Raw genomic sequence first — 17,188 nt, forward strand, 5'->3', positions numbered from 1 at the left:
ATAAATATTATGGCATCAAAATATGATATTATAGTAGTGGGCTCGGGTCCCGGTGGTTATGTAGCGGCAATACGTGCTTCCCAATTAGGCAAAAAAGTGGCTATAGTGGAGAAAGAAAGTTTAGGCGGTATTTGCTTGAACTGGGGATGTATTCCAACAAAAGCATTATTGAAAAGTGCCAATGTTTTTGAATATATCAGCCATGCTGAAGATTACGGAATAACTGTAAAAGATGCGAAAGCTGATTTTTCTGGCATGATCAAAAGAAGCCGTGGCGTTGCTGATGGCATGAGTAAAGGCGTGCAGTTCTTGATGAAAAAGAACAAGATTGATGTAATAATGGGCTACGGAAAACTGAAATCAGGCAAAAAGGTTGAAGTAGAAGCTGACGGAAAGAAATCCGAATATTCAGCTGACAGCATCATTATAGCAACTGGTGGAAGAGCCAAAGAATTACCAAATCTTCCGATTGATGGCAAAAAAATTATTGAATATAGAAAAGCCATGAGCTTAGAAAAACAACCAAAGAAAATGGTGGTTGTAGGATCTGGTGCGATTGGTGTTGAATTTGCTTATTTCTATAATTCAATTGGCACAGAAGTGACCATAGTAGAATTTATGGATAGAATTGTGCCAGTTGAAGACGAGGAAGTGTCAAAAGCATTAGCTAAGACCTACAAAAAAGCTGGTATCAATATCATGACCAGCTCTGAAGTAACTTCAGTGGACACCAAAGGAAGCGGCTGCAAAGTGACTGTCAAGACTAAAAAAGGTGAAGAAAAACTAGACTGTGATGTGGTACTTTCAGCAGTAGGGGTTAGCACTAACTTAGAAGGAATTGGTCTGGAAGATATTGGCGTTTCTACTGATAAAGGAAAAGTATTAGTTGATGATTATTATAAAACCAATGTGGATGGTGTTTATGCTATTGGTGATATCGTTCACGGTCCTGCATTGGCTCACGTAGCTTCCGCAGAAGGAATTATTTGTGTAGAGAAAATTGCTGGTGAAAACCCTGAGCCATTGGATTACAAAAACATCCCAGGTTGTACGTATTGCAGCCCTGAAATTGCATCAGTAGGATATACTGAAAAGCAAGCGAAAGAAGCAGGATATGACCTAAAAGTAGGTAAATTCCCTTTCTCAGCTTCAGGAAAAGCAAGTGCCGCAGGCGCCAAAGATGGTTTTGTGAAATTGGTTTTTGATGCAAAATACGGTGAATTATTAGGAGCCCACATGATCGGAGCCAATGTTACCGAAATGATTGCGGAAATTGTAGCGGTTAGAAAATTAGAAACTACAGGACATGAATTGATTAAAACAGTTCATCCTCACCCAACCATGAGTGAAGCTGTGATGGAAGCTGCAGCAGCTGCTTATGATGAAGTGATTCATATATAATAGCACGAGCTAGGAAGCTTGCTCTTGCCTTATGGTTTCCGGTCGGTGTGCCACCGACCGAGGCAGAATCCATGGTTGGTGGCACATCAACCATTTGAATCTATTTTTAAAACCTGACAGTTTTAATACTTCAGCATTATCAAAACAAAAAGCTGTCAAGCAGATTTAATTAATTGAATTTGCATGACAGCTTTTTTTATTGGCGGAATATCATTTATTTTAGCGAATACAATTTTAAAACTATAGCACCTAAAGTTAAAATATCAGAAGAAGTTCTCATTAAGGAACTGAAAGCACAAAAATCAAGTGCTTTTGAATATCTGTATGATAATTATAGTGGAGCTATTTATGGTGTTATTATCAGAATTGTAAAATCCGAGGAAGTTGCACAAGAATTATTGCATGATGTATTCATGAAAGCATGGAAAAACATTAATGCTTATAGTGCTGAAAAAGGACGACTATACACTTGGCTAGTGAATATCAGTCGAAATGCTTCCATTGACAAACTTCGATCCAAAGAAATAAAGAATAAAGGTAAAACCGATTCAGTCTCAGATAACGTACATAACATTGACAATGCAAATTCAACAGAGCAGTCAATTGATAGCATAGGATTAGAAAAAGTATTAGATAAGCTTTCTGACGAACTTCGATTTGTAATTGATCAAATGTATTTTAAAGGCTATACGCAAACTGAAATTTCTGAGGAATTTGATATCCCACTAGGGACAGTCAAAACTAGGGCTAGGACAGCTATGCGTACATTAAGAGAATTATTATTGTGAGTAAGATTGAAGCATACATATCGTCCGGAGTAATCGAAGCTTTCGTTTTGGGGCAGCTCAATGAAGCTGAAACAAAAGAATTGCTTCAGTATGCAGAAGAGCATGAGGAAGTAAGAAAAGCCCTAGATGAGGCTGAGGAAACCTTATTTGCATTAGGTCAAAAGGGAAGTATTGCACCACCTGCAAAATCTAAAAATGCACTTTTTGCTGATTTGGGATTAGAAATGGAATCAGAAAAAGCTGATTCTGAAGAAAAACTTGTTCAAGAAAAAATCAAAAAGGAAACTAAATCCTTTTCTATTTATCCCTACCTATCCGTTGCTGCAAGTATTGTAGCCGTTATTGGAATAGCCTTTAGTGTTTATTATTATAACCAATGGCAGGCTACTGAAGCTAGATTATCCAATATCATTGCGCAAAACCAAACAATGGCTCAGCAATATAATGTGGTGAAAAACCAGATGGATCAATATGCCGAAAATATTGAAATCCTCAGACAACCAGGAATAGAAACAGTACCCATGAAAGGATTGGATATTGCCCCTGAAGCTCAAGCATTTGTGCATTGGAACAAAAAAACAAATGAGGTTTACTTAAATGCCAAGAAAATGCCTGCCAATGAAATGGATAATCAATATCAATTGTGGGCCATAGTGGACGGTAATCCAGTTGATATGGGCGTATTTGATGTGGCTGGAGATATGACGCGCTTGCTCAAAATGAAAACCACAGGAAAAGCTTCTGCATTTGCTGTTACGTTAGAGCCAAGAGGCGGCAGCGAAAATCCTACCATGGAGAAGATGTATGTGATTGGTCAGATTTAATTACGAATATGGGAATTAGGAATTACGAATTAGTAGTCTCATCAGAAAGTATCATTCATTCTAAATTCTCATGATTTATCAGTCTTTTTTCCAATTATTAAATTAGAAAAGGTTAATCAGTAACTACAATAGCATTCCAAAATTGAAATGTCGTAATTCGTAATTACTTTTTACTGGCATAAAAAAACTTTACAATATTCCCCGTTTGGGTGTTTTCACCTAAACTTTTGCATTGCCTCTGAAATCTCACAGAAAATTGAAGGTGAAAACACCTTCAAGAGGGAGTAGTTGGATGAGACGTGGTGAGGGATTAAACTTTGTATAATAGTGGCTGAGTAAATACAAATCTTTTTTATTTATCAATTGAGCAAAGGTAAATTGAAAAAAAGGCAACTTTACAAGAATTGGAATGCCCTAATTATTAATTATTAATTCGTAATTACCAATTACTTCTTGCTGGCATTAAAAAGCTTTTGCTTTTCATCTTTGCTAAGGCTTTCATAACCCTTTTCGGAAATTTTATCCAAGATCCTATCTATTTCTTCTTGCTCTATGGTGGATGAACTGGAAGAGGAAGATTTAGCACTGCTTTTACTGGCTCCAGCTGTCTGTTTCTTTTTGTAGGTGACTTTAATCTTAGGCTTTGATTTGAATAAACTTTGGATAAAACCTAGAGTTCTTTGAATCCATAAACCGAAGTCAGTACCTGCCTGTAATCCTCTAACATATAAAAAACCAATTCCTGCACCGCCAAGGTGGGCTATATTTCCACCGGCATTCGGTCCCGCAGAACCTAACAAGGAAACTATTATATAGACCGCTACCAAATACTTGATTTTGACTGGCCCTATGAAAATTAAATGGAACCTATGATCGGGAAGCAAGGTGGCAGATGCCGTGGCTACCGCAAAAACCGCAGCTGAAGCTCCTACCATACCGTTTGTACCTCTTTCGGCTAAGAAAGGAATTAAATTATAGGCTAATATAAATAAGACTGCTCCTGCTAATGCTCCTAAAACATATAAATTAACCAATTTGGCACTACCTAAATATTGGGAAATCAGCATACCAAACCAGTACAACACCAACATATTCATTAAAATATGAAAGAATCCAGCATGAGAAAAAGCATAGGTAATAATTGTCCAAGGCCTATAAATAAATCTTCCCAAATCTGGAGGAATAGTGAATTGAGCATCCACAATTGCATAAAGCCCTTCAACCCCAGAAAATGCTCCAATCACTTTTAACAAACCCAATCCCACAAAAACAACCGCATTGATAATGATCAATTGGTTTAAGGCATTATTAGGCCTCTTAAAATTTTGCTTTAACTCATCGAAAAATCCTGCCATCTTCTTTAATAAAATCTTGTATTATTCTTCTGCCAAATTTTTAACAGAATAAATGCAATCAGCATTCCTCCTAGGTGGGCATAATGCGCCACATTATCTCCCGGAACATTCTGTATGCCTGCATATAACTCATATAATCCGTAGAAGGTTACAAGGTATTTGGCTTTGATAGGAATAGGTGGAAATAGTAAAAACAATTCCGTGTTGGGAAACAGAAATCCAAATGCAAATAGGATACCGAAAACTGCACCTGAAGCTCCAATTAATGGAACATTACCTTGAAATCTAACTACCTCTTGTACCCTTTGAATACTGGCATCAATGTATTCTTGCTTACCCTGATTCTCCCCATAAGCATCAATGAAATCATACCATTGCTTATAAGCATAATTGGCATTTTCTTGAATGAATGAGACAAAACCTTCATAGTTCGGATTTTCAATATATTGTTCTGCCGCACTTTCTAGTTGTTGCATTTCAATGAAATTCACTACACCATACAGAATTCCGGCACCAACACCTGTCACCATATAAAAAATGAAAAACCTTTTAGAGCCCCAAAATCGCTCCAACATCGGACCAAAAATGAATAAGGCAAACATATTCCCTAGTAAATGTCCAAATCCAGAATGCAAAAACATATAGGTAATGAACTGAAATGGCTTAAATGATTCCGCAAAAATATAGCGCAAACCAAATATTTGAGCCAATTCTAAATTCATAAATGAAGGAATCAGTAATAAGGCAATATTTATGAGCAAAAGGTTTTTTACAACCGGAGTAAGTCTAGCGAACATATATTTTTTTTAAGTATTTATTCTATTTAATTAAAGAAGCTTGCAATTTTATCAAGGTCAAAAATAATAAAAGTTGAATTACCGGAAGGTGCATAATTGGGGTTTTGACAAGCAAATAACTTATCAATCAATGCATTCATCTCCTCTGAATTCAATTTATGCCCTGCTCTTATGGCAGACCTCTTGGCCAAAGAACGGGCAATATTTTCATTTTTTGATACACTCAGCACGTTTTTATTATGCTTGAACTGGTCAATCAAGCCTTCAAATACTGATTTTACTGAGGTATCTGTCAATTCTGTTGGTGCCCCATTGATCACTACAGTGTCTTTCCCAAAAGATGAAATTACGAATCCCAAAGCTTTTAGTTCTTCCTCCATATCCATCACCAAGGCATAATCTGGTGCCGATAATTGCACTTGCTCGGGAAAAAGAAATTGCTGAGAGCTCCCATCACTATTTTGTAAATGTCGGTTGAATTTCTCAAATAATATCCGCTCATGGGCCGCTTGCTGATCCACCAACATCAAACCTGATTTCACCTGAGTGGCTATATATTTTTGATGGATTTGGAATATACTTGATTTGGCTTCTGCCCATTCATTCTTGTTTGGCTTGGTCTCACTTTCATCATTGATGGCGCTTCCAAAAGTCATTGATTGCTGACTTTCATCCATAAAATCATCCTTCTCTTCTTCCTTGGTGATTTTTTCACTTAATTCCTGAAAATTGGATAAAATTTTATCCCACTCTCCATCATTATCTTTGGGTTGTTTGAACTTTTGATAATTGGCAGCCTTAGTCGAGAATTCGTCAACCCTATTTCTTCTGGGGGCATTAAAGCTAAAATTCACATCACTGTCAAAATCCAAAGCAGGTGCGACATTATGCGCCCCCAATGCTTGTCGAATAGTGGCGGCCAAAATTCCATAAACCATTCTTTCATCATCAAACTTGATTTCGGTTTTGGTTGGATGAACATTGACATCTATCCTTTTGGGATCGATTTCTAAACACAAAACATAGAATGGATGTGCTTCCTTAGCTAATAAGCCTTCAAAGCCATTTACCACGGCATGATGTAAATAACCACTTTTAATGTAGCGGTTATTCACAAAGAAAAATTGCTCTCCTCTTGTTTTCTTTGCAAATTCAGGCTTTCCGATGTAACCATAAATTTTTAATTGGTCAGTGGTTTCCTCACAAGCGACCAATTGCTCTTGATAATTCTTTCCAAACAAGCCTACAATCCGTTGGCTCAATTTACCAGCATTTAATTGGTAAACATCCATATCATTTTGGTGCAGACTAAATGCAACTTGTGGATTTGCCAGTGCAACGCGATGAAATTCATCAATTATATGACGCATTTCCACTGGATTCGATTTCAGGAAATTTCTTCTGGCAGGAACATTATAAAATAGGTTCTTGATCGAGATGGTCGTGCCACCGGTATGAGCCGTATGGGATTGATTTTTGACTTCTGAAGCTTCTACTTGAAGCAAAACACTTAATTCAGCCTCTGGAGTTTTAGTTTTGAGTTCCACTTGGGAAACTGCGGCAATTGATGCCATGGCTTCGCCTCTAAAACCCATTGTTTTTAATGCAAACAAATCATCAGATTTCCTGATTTTGGAGGTTGCATGTCTTTCAAAACACATTCTGGCATCTGTTTCCGACATGCCAATTCCATCATCAATTACTTGAATAAGTTGTTTCCCAGCATCTTTCACCACCAGTTTAATTTTAGTGCTTCCAGCATCAATGGAATTTTCCAATAATTCCTTCACTACAGAAGCAGGTCTTTGCACTACCTCTCCAGCGGCAATTTGGTTAGCGATTGCATCAGGCAACAACTGTATTATATCGGACATTTATTATAATCTATAGATTCAAGATTTAAACTTACCCTACTTTTCAGGTTTAAATTTTCTACCAAGCCATCAGGTTTATTTATTTATCCATCTCAAATTCCGGTCGGTGTGCCACCGACCGGAGTGGAAACCATGGTTGGTGTCACACCGACCATCATTTACCCTTAACTGTCAGGTTTCATCTCCATCATTTAATTGAATAGTAGGACAAATGAATATTAATTATTTGAACTTGAATTAATTGCATGAACAAGTCATTTCCTTTTCCTTAAAAAAATATATAAAGGAACCAGTAGCAATAAAGCGAAATAGACATTGGCACCGTACATCAAGTATCCTCCAATTGATAAACCAACCATGATGATCATTAAAAATTGGAATAAATCTGCAGATCGATTGGAGACCCTTTTAGCTTTATATGCTTCTCGGATGCTTTCAGCTTTAACGCCATTTCTTTCATTTTTTAGTTCTTGCCTTATTCTATGAGTTCTTTTTTCCAGGTCTTCTTTAATAGGATCATAATATCGGGGTTGTATTTCAAACCTTTGATACTTTGGAAGTCTAAATATGGACGGAAATTTCATGTGTATATTGTTTTATTTTTAAATGTCACAACTTGTCCCGTATTTATCGGGATGGAATTCGCATTAAATATCCATCTGGTGGTTCATATAATTTCACCCTCGAATATTTAAGCTCACTTCATAATCAGTTATTTAAAATTGATGAATAAAAGAACGAAGCTATCGTTATGTAAGTTTAAATTGCAAACTGTTAATATGATTTCAATTAATTTCAACAAATTAGCAAATAATTAACAATCTGGTGGAATTCATCTTTCCAAGAAACAAACTTAATGTTAATTTAGCTTTTATCATAAATTCAAAACTGCCACATGTTTAAAAAAGTTTTTATCCTATCATTTATTACTCAATTAATTATATCAAGCTCCCTTTTAGCTCAAGAAAAACCATTTCCAAATTGGGTGGATAATACTTATGAAAAAATGAGTTTGGATGAAAAAATCGGTCAACTTTTTATGGTGGCAGCATATTCCAATAAGGATGAGCAACATATCAAAAATCTCGAGATTCTAATTGAAAATCATCACATAGGAGGTTTAATATTTTTTCAAGGTGGTCCTGGAAGGGAAGTAAACATTACCAATAGGCTACAAGCAAAATCAAAAATACCATTATGGATTGGAATGGATGCTGAATGGGGTTTGGGCATGCGGTTGGACAGCACCATGAATTTCCCTAAACAAATGACCTTGGGAGCTATTCAGAATAATGATCTAATTTATGATATGGGTGCTGAAATTGCTCGTCAGGCTAAATTAATTGGGGTTCATGTAAATTTCGCACCAGTTGTGGATGTCAATAATAATATAAAAAATCCTGTCATAGGTTATCGTTCTTTTGGGGAAGATAAAGAAAATGTAGCACAGAAAGGAGTCGCCTACATGAAGGGTATGCAAGATAATGGGCTTTTAGCTAATGCAAAACATTTCCCTGGACATGGAGATACGGATACGGACTCGCACCTCACTTTGCCGGTAATCAAGCACGATACGGCCAGACTTAATGAAATAGAGCTTTATCCTTTCAAAAAATTAATTGAAAACCAAGTCAATAGTATGATGGTAGCCCATTTGCACATTCCTGCTTATGATAATACTCCCAACAAAGCCACTACCCTATCCAAGAATGTAGTGACCGATCTTTTGAAAGAGAAACTGGGCTTTGAAGGACTCATTTTTACCGATGCCTTAAATATGAAAGGCGTGAGTGATTTTTATGCCCCTGGAGAAACTGATTTATTAGCCTTCAAAGCTGGAAATGACGTTTTGCTCTTCCCAATGAATGTCCCAAATGCAGTCAAAATGATTAAAAATGCATTAAAGCAAAAAGATTTGTCTGAAGAAAGATTGGAGGAAAGCGTCAAGAAAATCCTTCATGCTAAGTATAAATTGGGTTTACATAATGGATTCAAAAAATTGTCGAATGAAAATATATATGACAAACTGCATACATCCGATGCGAAAAATCATAACGAAAAACTTTATGCAGAGGCGGCCACATTAGTGAAAAATGAGAAAAATTTTCTTCCTATTCATATTTTAGACACTACCAATTTCGCTTCACTGTCTTTGAGAGGTGATAAAAACAGTGTCTTCCAGCAATTCTTAAATAAATATGCGGATTTCACGCACTACAATTTAGCAAAAGACAACCTTGATCTGGGTGATTACAGTCAGTTGATGGATCAGTTAAGCCAATATGAAACAGTGGTAGTCGGTTTGCATGGAATGAATAATACTGCCTCAAAAAGATTTGGATTAAAATCCGAGGATATACTTTTCCTTCAAAATCTATCAGAGCAAACCCATGTAGTTTTAACTGTTTTCGGAAATGCTTACAGTTTAAAATATTTGCATTCATTTCCACATGTCTTGATGATGTACGAAGATAATAATATCACTCAAAAGCTGGCTCCTCAGATGCTTTTTGGGGCAAAACCCATTAAAGGAAAACTACCTGTTTCTGTTGCTCCTAATATGACCGCTGGAACCGGAATCAATACTAAACCACTTAATAGGTTTGGCTACAGCAATCCTTTCGATGTAGGAATGGATCCGAAAATATTGGCTGAAATTGATGCCATAGCTCAAGAAGCTATTGAAACAGAAGCCACACCAGGATGTCAAATATTAGTGGCAAAGGATGGACAGATTGTATATGAAAAAAACTTTGGTTATCAAACCTATCATAAATATTCGAAAGTAGATGATGAAACTATCTATGATTTAGCCTCCATTACCAAAGTAGCAGCCACGCTTCAAAGTATTATGTTTTTGTATGATAGGGGCATTATTGATTTGGATAAAAAAATAGTCAATTATTTGCCCGAACTCAAAAAAAGCAATAAACAGAATATGACCTTGCGTAACATTTTAACCCATCAGGCAGGCTTAATTCCTTATGTTCCTTTCTGGAGGCAAACGCATGATATGTTTGGACTTAAAACACCTTTATACCAAAATCACGAAGCCTCACTTTATCCCAATCAATTAGCCTCTGGGCTCTATGGTCACCAAGTCTTGGGCGATTCCATCTGGCAATGGGTGATTGATTCTGAGTTACTTGAAAAACCAAGATGGCAAAAGAATTATGATTATAGATATTCAGACATGGGCTATTATATCATGCAGAAAATAAGCGAACGCATGATGAATATGAGTTATGAAGAATTTTTGAGCGAGAATTTTTATAAGCCAATGGGCATGAGCACCATGGGTTTTCTCCCACTTTGCCGATTTCCGGAAACACAAATCGCTCCTACTGAAAATGATTTAGTTTTCAGGAATGATTTGATAAAAGGCTGGGTTCATGACCAAGGTGCAGCTATGGTGGGCGGAGTGGCAGGACATGCAGGACTTTTCAGCAACGCAAAAGATTTGGCCATTTTAATGCAAATGAATCTATGGGATGGTACCTATGGTGGTGTTAGATATTTCAGTAAAGGAACTGTACCATATTTTACCAGAAAGCAATTCGATGAAAACAGAAGAGGTTTAGGCTGGGATAAACCGGTAGAGGAAGAAGGGCCTTCCCCAACTTCTCATTATGCCTCTCCCCTAACCTTTGGGCATACTGGATTTACGGGCACCGCAGCTTGGGCGGACCCTGAATTTGGATTAGTTTACATATTTTTGTCCAATAGGGTTTATCCTGATGCCAATAACAGGAAATTAATCACTTCCAATATTAGAACCAGAATTATGGATATAATCTATCAATCTATTTTTGAATATGAATCTCAACAAAAGGATTATGTAAATTAAATCAGTTGGTCAAAAAGTATTTTAAACATATTCACATAGGCTTACGTTTTTAGATTTCAGTTTACAATTACATAAAATTTAATATCAATTAAATGAATATAGGAATAGTTTGTTATCCTACTTTTGGTGGAAGTGGAGTTGTAGCAACAGAACTAGGGAAAGCACTTGCTAAAAATGGACATAATGTTCATTTTATCACCTATTCACAGCCTACCCGTTTAGATTTTTTTAATGAAAATTTATTCTACCATGAGGTGGATATCCGAACATATCCGCTGTTCCAATATCCTCCGTATGAATTGGCACTAGCCAGTAAAATGGTGGATGTAGCCCAGCACGAGAAATTGGATTTATTGCATGTACATTATGCTATTCCTCATGCTTCTGCCGCTTATATGGCAAAGCAAATATTAAAGGAAAAAAACATTAATATTCCTGTGGTGACCACACTACATGGAACTGATATTACTTTGGTAGGAAAAGATCCTTCCTATGAACCAGTCGTAACTTTCAGCATCAATAAATCTGATGGGGTCACGGCCGTATCGGAAGATTTGAAAAAAGACACTTTAGATCATTTTGATATATACCAACATATAGAAGTTATTCCCAATTTCATTGATTTAGGAAGATTTAAAAGGCAGAAAAAAGACCATTTCAAAACTGCCATTTGCCCAAATGGTGAAAAATTGATGGTACATACCTCCAATTTTCGCAAAGTGAAAAGAGTGGAAGATGTAATTTATGTTTTTAATAATGTCAGAAAAATAATTCCTGCCAAGTTGCTACTTGTGGGCGATGGTCCTGAAAGAATAAAAATGGAAAAATTATGCAGGGAATTAGGTACCTGTGAGGACATACGCTTTTTGGGGAAATTAGAGGCTGTAGAGGAAGTATTATCCGTAAGCGATTTGTTTCTGATGCCGTCCGAGAAAGAAAGCTTCGGTTTGGCTGCACTAGAGGCTATGTCATGTGAAGTGCCTGTGATTTCCTCCAATGCTGGCGGTATTCCAGAATTAAATATAGATGGCGTTACCGGGTTCACTTGTAATGTTGGAGATGTAAAAGATATGACAGAAAAATCCCTCCATATATTGGCTGATGAAAATTTAGATAAATTCAAAAAGAACGCCCTAGATCGAGCAAAAAAGTTCGATATCACTAATATATTGCCGCTATATGAAAACTTTTATTACAAAATATTAAAGAAAGAGGTGGCTGAAAGGTCATCATAAGCTTTTCTACAGAACAATCTACATACTTAGTCGTTGAAATCACATAGTTAATCGAAGAGCAACTTTTTAAAATGTCACTTTTATTAGTTATGGAATTAACACACAACAAAAAAATCAAGAGTACAGGAACAAAAAATTTATTTGAAAATCCTCTACTTGAAAAATTGACAAGAAGTCATTTTTCTCTGCCATTATGTATTTTAGCTGTAATTTCGATCTATCTTGCTTACTTAGCTATGGGCAAATTCGATATCAAAATTAGTATTTTCAGTATTTTATTTATATCCGGATTCTTTAGCTGGACCTTGGGCGAATATTTTATTCATCGATTTGTTTTTCACATGGATGATGATAAAAAATGGAAAAGATGGATTACCTACACTTTTCATGGAATTCATCATGAATACCCAAAAGATAAAGACAGAATAGTGATGCCACCAGCAGGTGCAATTTTAATAAGCAGCATTATATTTGCTGCGTTTTGGTTAATCATGCAAAATTATGCATTTGCATTCGTACCAGGATTTCTAATAGGATACCTTGTTTATGCATTTATTCATTATGCCATTCACGCCTATCAACCCCCAAAAAATTTCCTGAAATGGCTGTGGATATACCATAGTATTCATCATTACAAGCATCCTGACAAATATTTTGGAGTATCTTCTCCGATTTGGGATTATGTATTTAATACCGTCCCAAAAAAGAATAAATAATGGCATCAGTAAGTATTTTAGGTTGTGGTTGGTTAGGATTTCCTCTTGCAGGAAAATTGATTGCAGAAGGTTTTAAAGTAAAAGGAAGTTCAACCACCCTTTCAAAATTAGAAGACATACAGAAAGCCGGAATAGAACCATATCATATTCAACTTCCTAATAATGATTTCAAAACTGATTTTCTTGATTCGGAATATTTAATTATCAACATCCCTCCTAGAACATCTAAAGAAGGAGTGAATCACCATATTGAATGCATAAAATCAATCATAAATTATATCCCTGAAAATCAAAAGGTAATTTATGTAAGCGCTACTTCTGTTTATCCAAAAGTTGATCAACCGATAGATGAAGATCATCAACTGGATTATCAATCAGACAGGGCTAAAGCACTTATTCAGGCTGAAGACTTATTATTTAAAAACTTTAAAGAAAAATTGACTATTGTTCGTTTTGGCGGGCTTTTGGGCTATGACAGGATTCCAGGGAAATATTATGCAAACAAAAAATTGGCTCAACATCAACAAAAGGTAAATTACATTCACAGAGATGATGCAGTTGGTTTATTAACGGCAATATTAAAGCAAAATAAATGGGGATTCATTCTAAACGGAGTTGCCCCCAATCATCCTAGCAAAAAAGAAGTCTTCCACCAGAATGCCAAAGATTTTAACTTCCCTTACCCTATTTTTGAAAACGCAACTCAAGTTCTTACCAATAGAATTATTAAAAGTAGCAAAATTGAACATATTTTAGATTATTCATTCATTTACCCTGACCCAATACATTTTTTTTATACTAATTGAAGAAATGCCTTTTTAAAGATTTTAATATTTACTATCATTCGGAAGTTTTACAAAATTATGTGTACGCTAACATATTTACCGCTTTCTGAAGATCAATATATTTTGACCACCAACCGAGATGAAAGTCCGGACAGAGGTCTTTCACTTTTTCCATCATACCATCATGTGGAAGGAAAGAATATTGTATTCCCTAAAGACCCAAAAGCTGGTGGTACTTGGGTTGCTACTTCTGACAACGGAATAAGCGTGTGTTTGCTCAATGGCGCCAATAAACCGCATGAGTTCAAGCCTCCTTACAGAATGAGCAGAGGTTTGGTGGTGATGGAAGCAATTGAATGTATAAAACCTGATGAATTCTTTAAAAATTACGATTTTACTGATATAGAGCCATTTACAATGGTTGTCCTTTTTCATGATCCGCAATTAAGGATACTTGAATTCAAATGGGATGGTGAAAATACTTTTTTAGAAGAAAAAGATCCTAAAAGCCCTCATTTATGGGCATCGGCTCAGCTTTACACTAAAGAGGCTATAGAGAATAGAAATAAATGGTTTCAGAAATGGTTGAGAGAAAATAAAGATTTTTCCATTGAGGCGATCAGGGAATTTCACAGTAATGCCGGAAATGGGGACTTGCAAAACGATATGATAATGGATCGAGGTATAGTGAAAACGGTAAGCATTACCAGTATTTGTTCACTAAAAGGCATAATCAATATGGTAAATCATAATTTATTAGAAAACCACATCCAAGAAATTAGTTTGTCTCAGCATGTGAACCAGGAATTCTCACACCACATATTGTGATTTTTCATTTTACATCCAAGCCTTTTCTTCTGAAAACCATAAATTTAATCAAATAATAGTAACATTCATCTTCTTAAATTAGTTAAGAAATGATATGTTAGGATACAGGTTTACAAAATATTTAGCCCACAAAGATTTATCCGATACCACCTTTGACCAATTGTTCAATGTATTCAATGAACTATTGATTATAACAGGAGGAGATGTTAGCGAAGCACTCAATTGGTTAACCAATATTGATAAGCAATACAACATCACGGACGGAAATTATGGAATGGGCGATTTTATAGAAGATTTAAAAAATAAGGGATTTATTTCAGACAAAACCCCGGACGGCTCATTTGAAATTACTGCCAAAACTGAACAAAATATTAGAAAAAGTGCGCTAGAAGAAATCTTCGGTAAACTCAAAAAATCAGGAAAGGGAGAACACAAAACGAATTTTACAGGATTGGGTGAAGAACCCGGCACCGATAAAAGAAATTATGAATTTGGTGATTTACTCCACCAAATCTCCATGACTGATTCTTTACGTAATGCTCAAATCAACCATGGTCTAGGAGATTTCATGCTAACGGAAGATGATTTGGAAGTAGTAGAAAGCGAATACAAAACGCAAACTTCTACAGTCTTGATGATTGATATTTCCCACTCCATGATCTTATACGGTGAAGACAGAATAACACCAGCCAAAAAAGTGGCCATGGCCTTAGCTGAACTCATCACCAAAAAATATAAAAAAGACACACTGGACATTATTGTTTTTGGCAATGATGCATGGCAAATTCAAATTAAGGATTTGCCATACCTTCAAGTAGGGCCATATCACACCAATACCATAGCGGGATTGGAGCTAGCAATGGATTTATTGAGGAGAAGAAAAAATAAAAACAAACAGATTTTCATGATTACAGATGGGAAACCAACCTGCATGAAGCAAGGCATCAAATATTATAAAAACAGTTTTGGGCTTGATCCGAAAATATTAAACAAAACACTCAATTTAGGAGCTCAGTGCAGAAGATTGGGTATTCCGATTACCACATTTATGATTGCCTCTGATCCTTATTTACAAGAATTTGTAAAGGAATTCACAACCGTGAACAATGGAAATGCTTATTACAGCAGTTTACAGGGTCTCGGCAATTTAGTTTTTGAAGATTATAAAAGAAATAGAAAAAAAAGATACTGAAATAACCTTATGAGCTACGAAAAACTCACTACTCAAGATAAATTAAAAATTACTACACTTAAGGAATTAATGGAAAGTGGTTATCAACCAAAACCCGTTAAGGAAGAACTTAGACAAAATCTCATCAAAAAAATGAGAGCTGGAGAAAATGTTTTCGAAGGCATTTGGGGTTATGAAGATACCGTTATCCCTGATATACAAAGAGCTATCCTTTCCCGCCATAACATTAATTTGTTAGGACTTAGAGGGCAAGCCAAAACACGTATTGCCAGAATGATGACTTTGCTACTGGATGAATACATTCCGGTTTTAAGAGGATCCGAACTGAACGATGACCCAATGCAACCACTTTCCAGGCAGGCTCAAGACATTTTGAAAGAAAAAGGCAATGATGCTCCGGTGGTGTGGATGCACAGAGATGAACGCTATACTGAGAAGTTAGCCACTCCAGATGTATCGGTAGCTGATTTGATAGGAGATGTTGATCCAATTAAGGCCGCAACACTCAAACTTCCTTATTCTGATGAAAGGGTCATTCATTATGGATTGATTCCTAGGTCGCACAGAGGTATTTTTGTGATAAACGAGCTACCTGACTTACAAGCTAGAATTCAGGTTGCACTATTTAATATTTTACAAGAAGGCGACATTCAAATTAGAGGATTTAAATTAAGACTGCCGCTTGATCTTCAATTTGTTTTTACGGCCAATCCAGAAGATTATACTAATAGAGGAAGTATCATAACTCCTTTAAAAGATAGAATTGATGCACAGATAATAACCCATTATCCTGAATCCATTGAAATTGGCAGAAAGATTACAACACAAGAAGCCGCTATAAAGAATGAACAAAACGAGGCTGTTGAACTGAACGATTTATCTAAAAATCTCATTGAGCAAATTGCTGTAGAGGCAAGAAACAGTGAATATATAGATGAAAAAAGCGGAGTTTCAGCAAGATTAACTATCTCAGCTTATGAAAGCTTGATTAGTGCTGCGGAGCGAAGGTCATTGATTAATAATGAGAAAAAAGTTTATGTGCGGATGTCTGATTTCACTGGGGTTGTACCTGCCATAACAGGGAAAGTAGAGTTGGTATATGAGGGGGAGCAAGAAGGGCCTGGTATAGTAGCACAGACTTTAGTTGGAAAAGCCATAAGATCACAATTTGATCATTATTTCCCTAATCCTGAAGAGTTACGAAAAGATAGGGAAAAGAAAAATCCATATAGACCTATTAGCAAGTGGTTTAATGACGGAAAAAAAATAGACCTTTTTCATGATGACCAAGAGAAGGATTATCATAAAAAATTGGATAGCATCCCAGGTTTAAGAGATTTAGTGAAGAGCCACCACAAAAAATTAAGTGAAAAAGAAACTTACTTTATGATGGAATTTGCCTTACATGGAATGGCAGAATATAGTTTGCTTAGCAAACATGCATTGGCCAAAGGCCATAGTTTTAAAGACCTGTTAAGCAGTATGTTAAATTTTGAAGATTCATCTGAAAATGATGATGATTTTAATATATAATATTATATTTACC

The 17,188-nt window shown here is 36.0% G+C and carries 14 protein-coding genes; 10 read left to right on the forward strand and 4 right to left on the reverse strand.

The window, feature by feature from the left end:
• Window positions 1-9 precede the first annotated feature (9 nt).
• The 3 genes from lpdA to ACFE0M_RS01580 all read left to right on the forward strand — a co-directional run bounded on the left by lpdA (window position 10) and on the right by ACFE0M_RS01580 (window position 3,013).
• The gene (gene lpdA / locus ACFE0M_RS01570; RefSeq protein ID WP_434543986.1) at window positions 10-1,401 is read left to right on the forward strand and encodes a dihydrolipoyl dehydrogenase; all 1,392 of its coding nucleotides are present in this window, start codon (window positions 10-12) and stop codon (window positions 1,399-1,401) included.
• 179 nt (window positions 1,402-1,580) lie between these two features.
• Window positions 1,581-2,189: an RNA polymerase sigma factor gene (locus tag ACFE0M_RS01575; protein ID WP_434543987.1), complete on the forward strand. Its 609-nt coding sequence runs from the start codon at window positions 1,581-1,583 to the stop codon at window positions 2,187-2,189.
• Complete coding sequence (locus tag ACFE0M_RS01580) at window positions 2,186-3,013, forward strand: anti-sigma factor (RefSeq protein WP_434543988.1); 828 nt, start codon at window positions 2,186-2,188, stop codon at window positions 3,011-3,013. Before ACFE0M_RS01575 ends, ACFE0M_RS01580 begins: the two co-directional genes overlap by 4 nt.
• A 446-nt stretch (window positions 3,014-3,459) precedes the next feature.
• Here ACFE0M_RS01580 and ACFE0M_RS01585 read toward each other — a convergent pair whose 3' ends face one another.
• The 4 genes from ACFE0M_RS01585 to ACFE0M_RS01600 all read right to left on the reverse strand — a co-directional run bounded on the left by ACFE0M_RS01585 (window position 3,460) and on the right by ACFE0M_RS01600 (window position 7,623).
• Entirely contained in the window at window positions 3,460-4,368 is a 909-nt protein-coding gene (locus ACFE0M_RS01585; protein WP_434543989.1) for a rhomboid family intramembrane serine protease, read from the reverse strand.
• 5 nt (window positions 4,369-4,373) lie between these two features.
• Window positions 4,374-5,165, reverse strand: a complete 792-nt coding sequence (locus tag ACFE0M_RS01590) for a rhomboid family intramembrane serine protease (protein WP_434543990.1) — start codon at window positions 5,163-5,165, stop codon at window positions 4,374-4,376.
• A gap of 26 nt (window positions 5,166-5,191) precedes the next feature.
• Window positions 5,192-7,039 carry a DNA mismatch repair endonuclease MutL gene (mutL, locus tag ACFE0M_RS01595; protein WP_434543991.1) on the reverse strand — a complete coding sequence of 616 codons (1,848 nt, stop codon included), beginning with the start codon at window positions 7,037-7,039 and terminating at the stop codon, window positions 5,192-5,194.
• A gap of 254 nt (window positions 7,040-7,293) precedes the next feature.
• Window positions 7,294-7,623: a hypothetical protein gene (locus tag ACFE0M_RS01600; RefSeq protein ID WP_434543992.1), complete on the reverse strand. Its 330-nt coding sequence runs from the start codon at window positions 7,621-7,623 to the stop codon at window positions 7,294-7,296.
• 311 nt (window positions 7,624-7,934) lie between these two features.
• Here ACFE0M_RS01600 and ACFE0M_RS01605 point away from each other — a divergent pair, with 311 nt between their 5' ends.
• The 7 genes from ACFE0M_RS01605 (at window position 7,935) to ACFE0M_RS01635 (ending at window position 17,175) form a co-directional block, all read left to right on the forward strand.
• Window positions 7,935-10,886 carry a glycoside hydrolase family 3 N-terminal domain-containing protein gene (locus tag ACFE0M_RS01605; protein ID WP_434543993.1) on the forward strand — a complete coding sequence of 984 codons (2,952 nt, stop codon included), beginning with the start codon at window positions 7,935-7,937 and terminating at the stop codon, window positions 10,884-10,886.
• A gap of 92 nt (window positions 10,887-10,978) precedes the next feature.
• Window positions 10,979-12,121: an N-acetyl-alpha-D-glucosaminyl L-malate synthase BshA gene (gene bshA, locus ACFE0M_RS01610; RefSeq protein WP_434543994.1), complete on the forward strand. Its 1,143-nt coding sequence runs from the start codon at window positions 10,979-10,981 to the stop codon at window positions 12,119-12,121.
• A gap of 71 nt (window positions 12,122-12,192) precedes the next feature.
• A complete protein-coding gene (locus tag ACFE0M_RS01615) occupies window positions 12,193-12,837 on the forward strand; it encodes a sterol desaturase family protein (RefSeq protein WP_434543995.1) in 645 nt (214 codons plus the stop codon).
• Complete coding sequence (locus ACFE0M_RS01620) at window positions 12,837-13,643, forward strand: SDR family NAD(P)-dependent oxidoreductase (RefSeq protein ID WP_434543996.1); 807 nt, start codon at window positions 12,837-12,839, stop codon at window positions 13,641-13,643. Before ACFE0M_RS01615 ends, ACFE0M_RS01620 begins: the two co-directional genes overlap by 1 nt.
• Window positions 13,644-13,700: 57 nt before the next feature.
• Window positions 13,701-14,450 carry an NRDE family protein gene (locus ACFE0M_RS01625; RefSeq protein ID WP_434543997.1) on the forward strand — a complete coding sequence of 250 codons (750 nt, stop codon included), beginning with the start codon at window positions 13,701-13,703 and terminating at the stop codon, window positions 14,448-14,450.
• 94 nt (window positions 14,451-14,544) lie between these two features.
• Window positions 14,545-15,642 (forward strand): vWA domain-containing protein, encoded by a 1,098-nt coding sequence (locus ACFE0M_RS01630; RefSeq protein WP_434543998.1) that lies wholly within the window; start codon window positions 14,545-14,547, stop codon window positions 15,640-15,642.
• Between the two features lie 9 nt (window positions 15,643-15,651).
• Window positions 15,652-17,175, forward strand: a complete 1,524-nt coding sequence (locus ACFE0M_RS01635; protein WP_434544000.1) for a magnesium chelatase — start codon at window positions 15,652-15,654, stop codon at window positions 17,173-17,175.
• Window positions 17,176-17,188 lie beyond the last annotated feature (13 nt).

This window comes from Marivirga sp. (assembly GCF_051117495.1).
GTDB lineage: Bacteria > Bacteroidota > Bacteroidia > Cytophagales > Cyclobacteriaceae > Marivirga.

What these genes read in the sequence shown, in the direction of transcription:
- lpdA (WP_434543986.1), top strand. Translation starts at nt 10, where the DNA reads ATGGCATCAAAATATGATATTATAGTAGTGGGCTCGGGTCCCGGTGGT.
- ACFE0M_RS01585 (WP_434543989.1), bottom strand. Translation starts at nt 4,368, where the DNA reads ATGGCAGGATTTTTCGATGAGTTAAAGCAAAATTTTAAGAGGCCTAAT.
- ACFE0M_RS01590 (WP_434543990.1), bottom strand. Translation starts at nt 5,165, where the DNA reads ATGTTCGCTAGACTTACTCCGGTTGTAAAAAACCTTTTGCTCATAAAT.
- mutL (WP_434543991.1), bottom strand. Translation starts at nt 7,039, where the DNA reads ATGTCCGATATAATACAGTTGTTGCCTGATGCAATCGCTAACCAAATT.
- ACFE0M_RS01600 (WP_434543992.1), bottom strand. Translation starts at nt 7,623, where the DNA reads ATGAAATTTCCGTCCATATTTAGACTTCCAAAGTATCAAAGGTTTGAA.
- ACFE0M_RS01605 (WP_434543993.1), top strand. Translation starts at nt 7,935, where the DNA reads ATGTTTAAAAAAGTTTTTATCCTATCATTTATTACTCAATTAATTATA.
- bshA (WP_434543994.1), top strand. Translation starts at nt 10,979, where the DNA reads ATGAATATAGGAATAGTTTGTTATCCTACTTTTGGTGGAAGTGGAGTT.
- ACFE0M_RS01615 (WP_434543995.1), top strand. Translation starts at nt 12,193, where the DNA reads ATGTCACTTTTATTAGTTATGGAATTAACACACAACAAAAAAATCAAG.
- ACFE0M_RS01620 (WP_434543996.1), top strand. Translation starts at nt 12,837, where the DNA reads ATGGCATCAGTAAGTATTTTAGGTTGTGGTTGGTTAGGATTTCCTCTT.
- ACFE0M_RS01625 (WP_434543997.1), top strand. Translation starts at nt 13,701, where the DNA reads ATGTGTACGCTAACATATTTACCGCTTTCTGAAGATCAATATATTTTG.
- ACFE0M_RS01630 (WP_434543998.1), top strand. Translation starts at nt 14,545, where the DNA reads ATGTTAGGATACAGGTTTACAAAATATTTAGCCCACAAAGATTTATCC.
- ACFE0M_RS01635 (WP_434544000.1), top strand. Translation starts at nt 15,652, where the DNA reads ATGAGCTACGAAAAACTCACTACTCAAGATAAATTAAAAATTACTACA.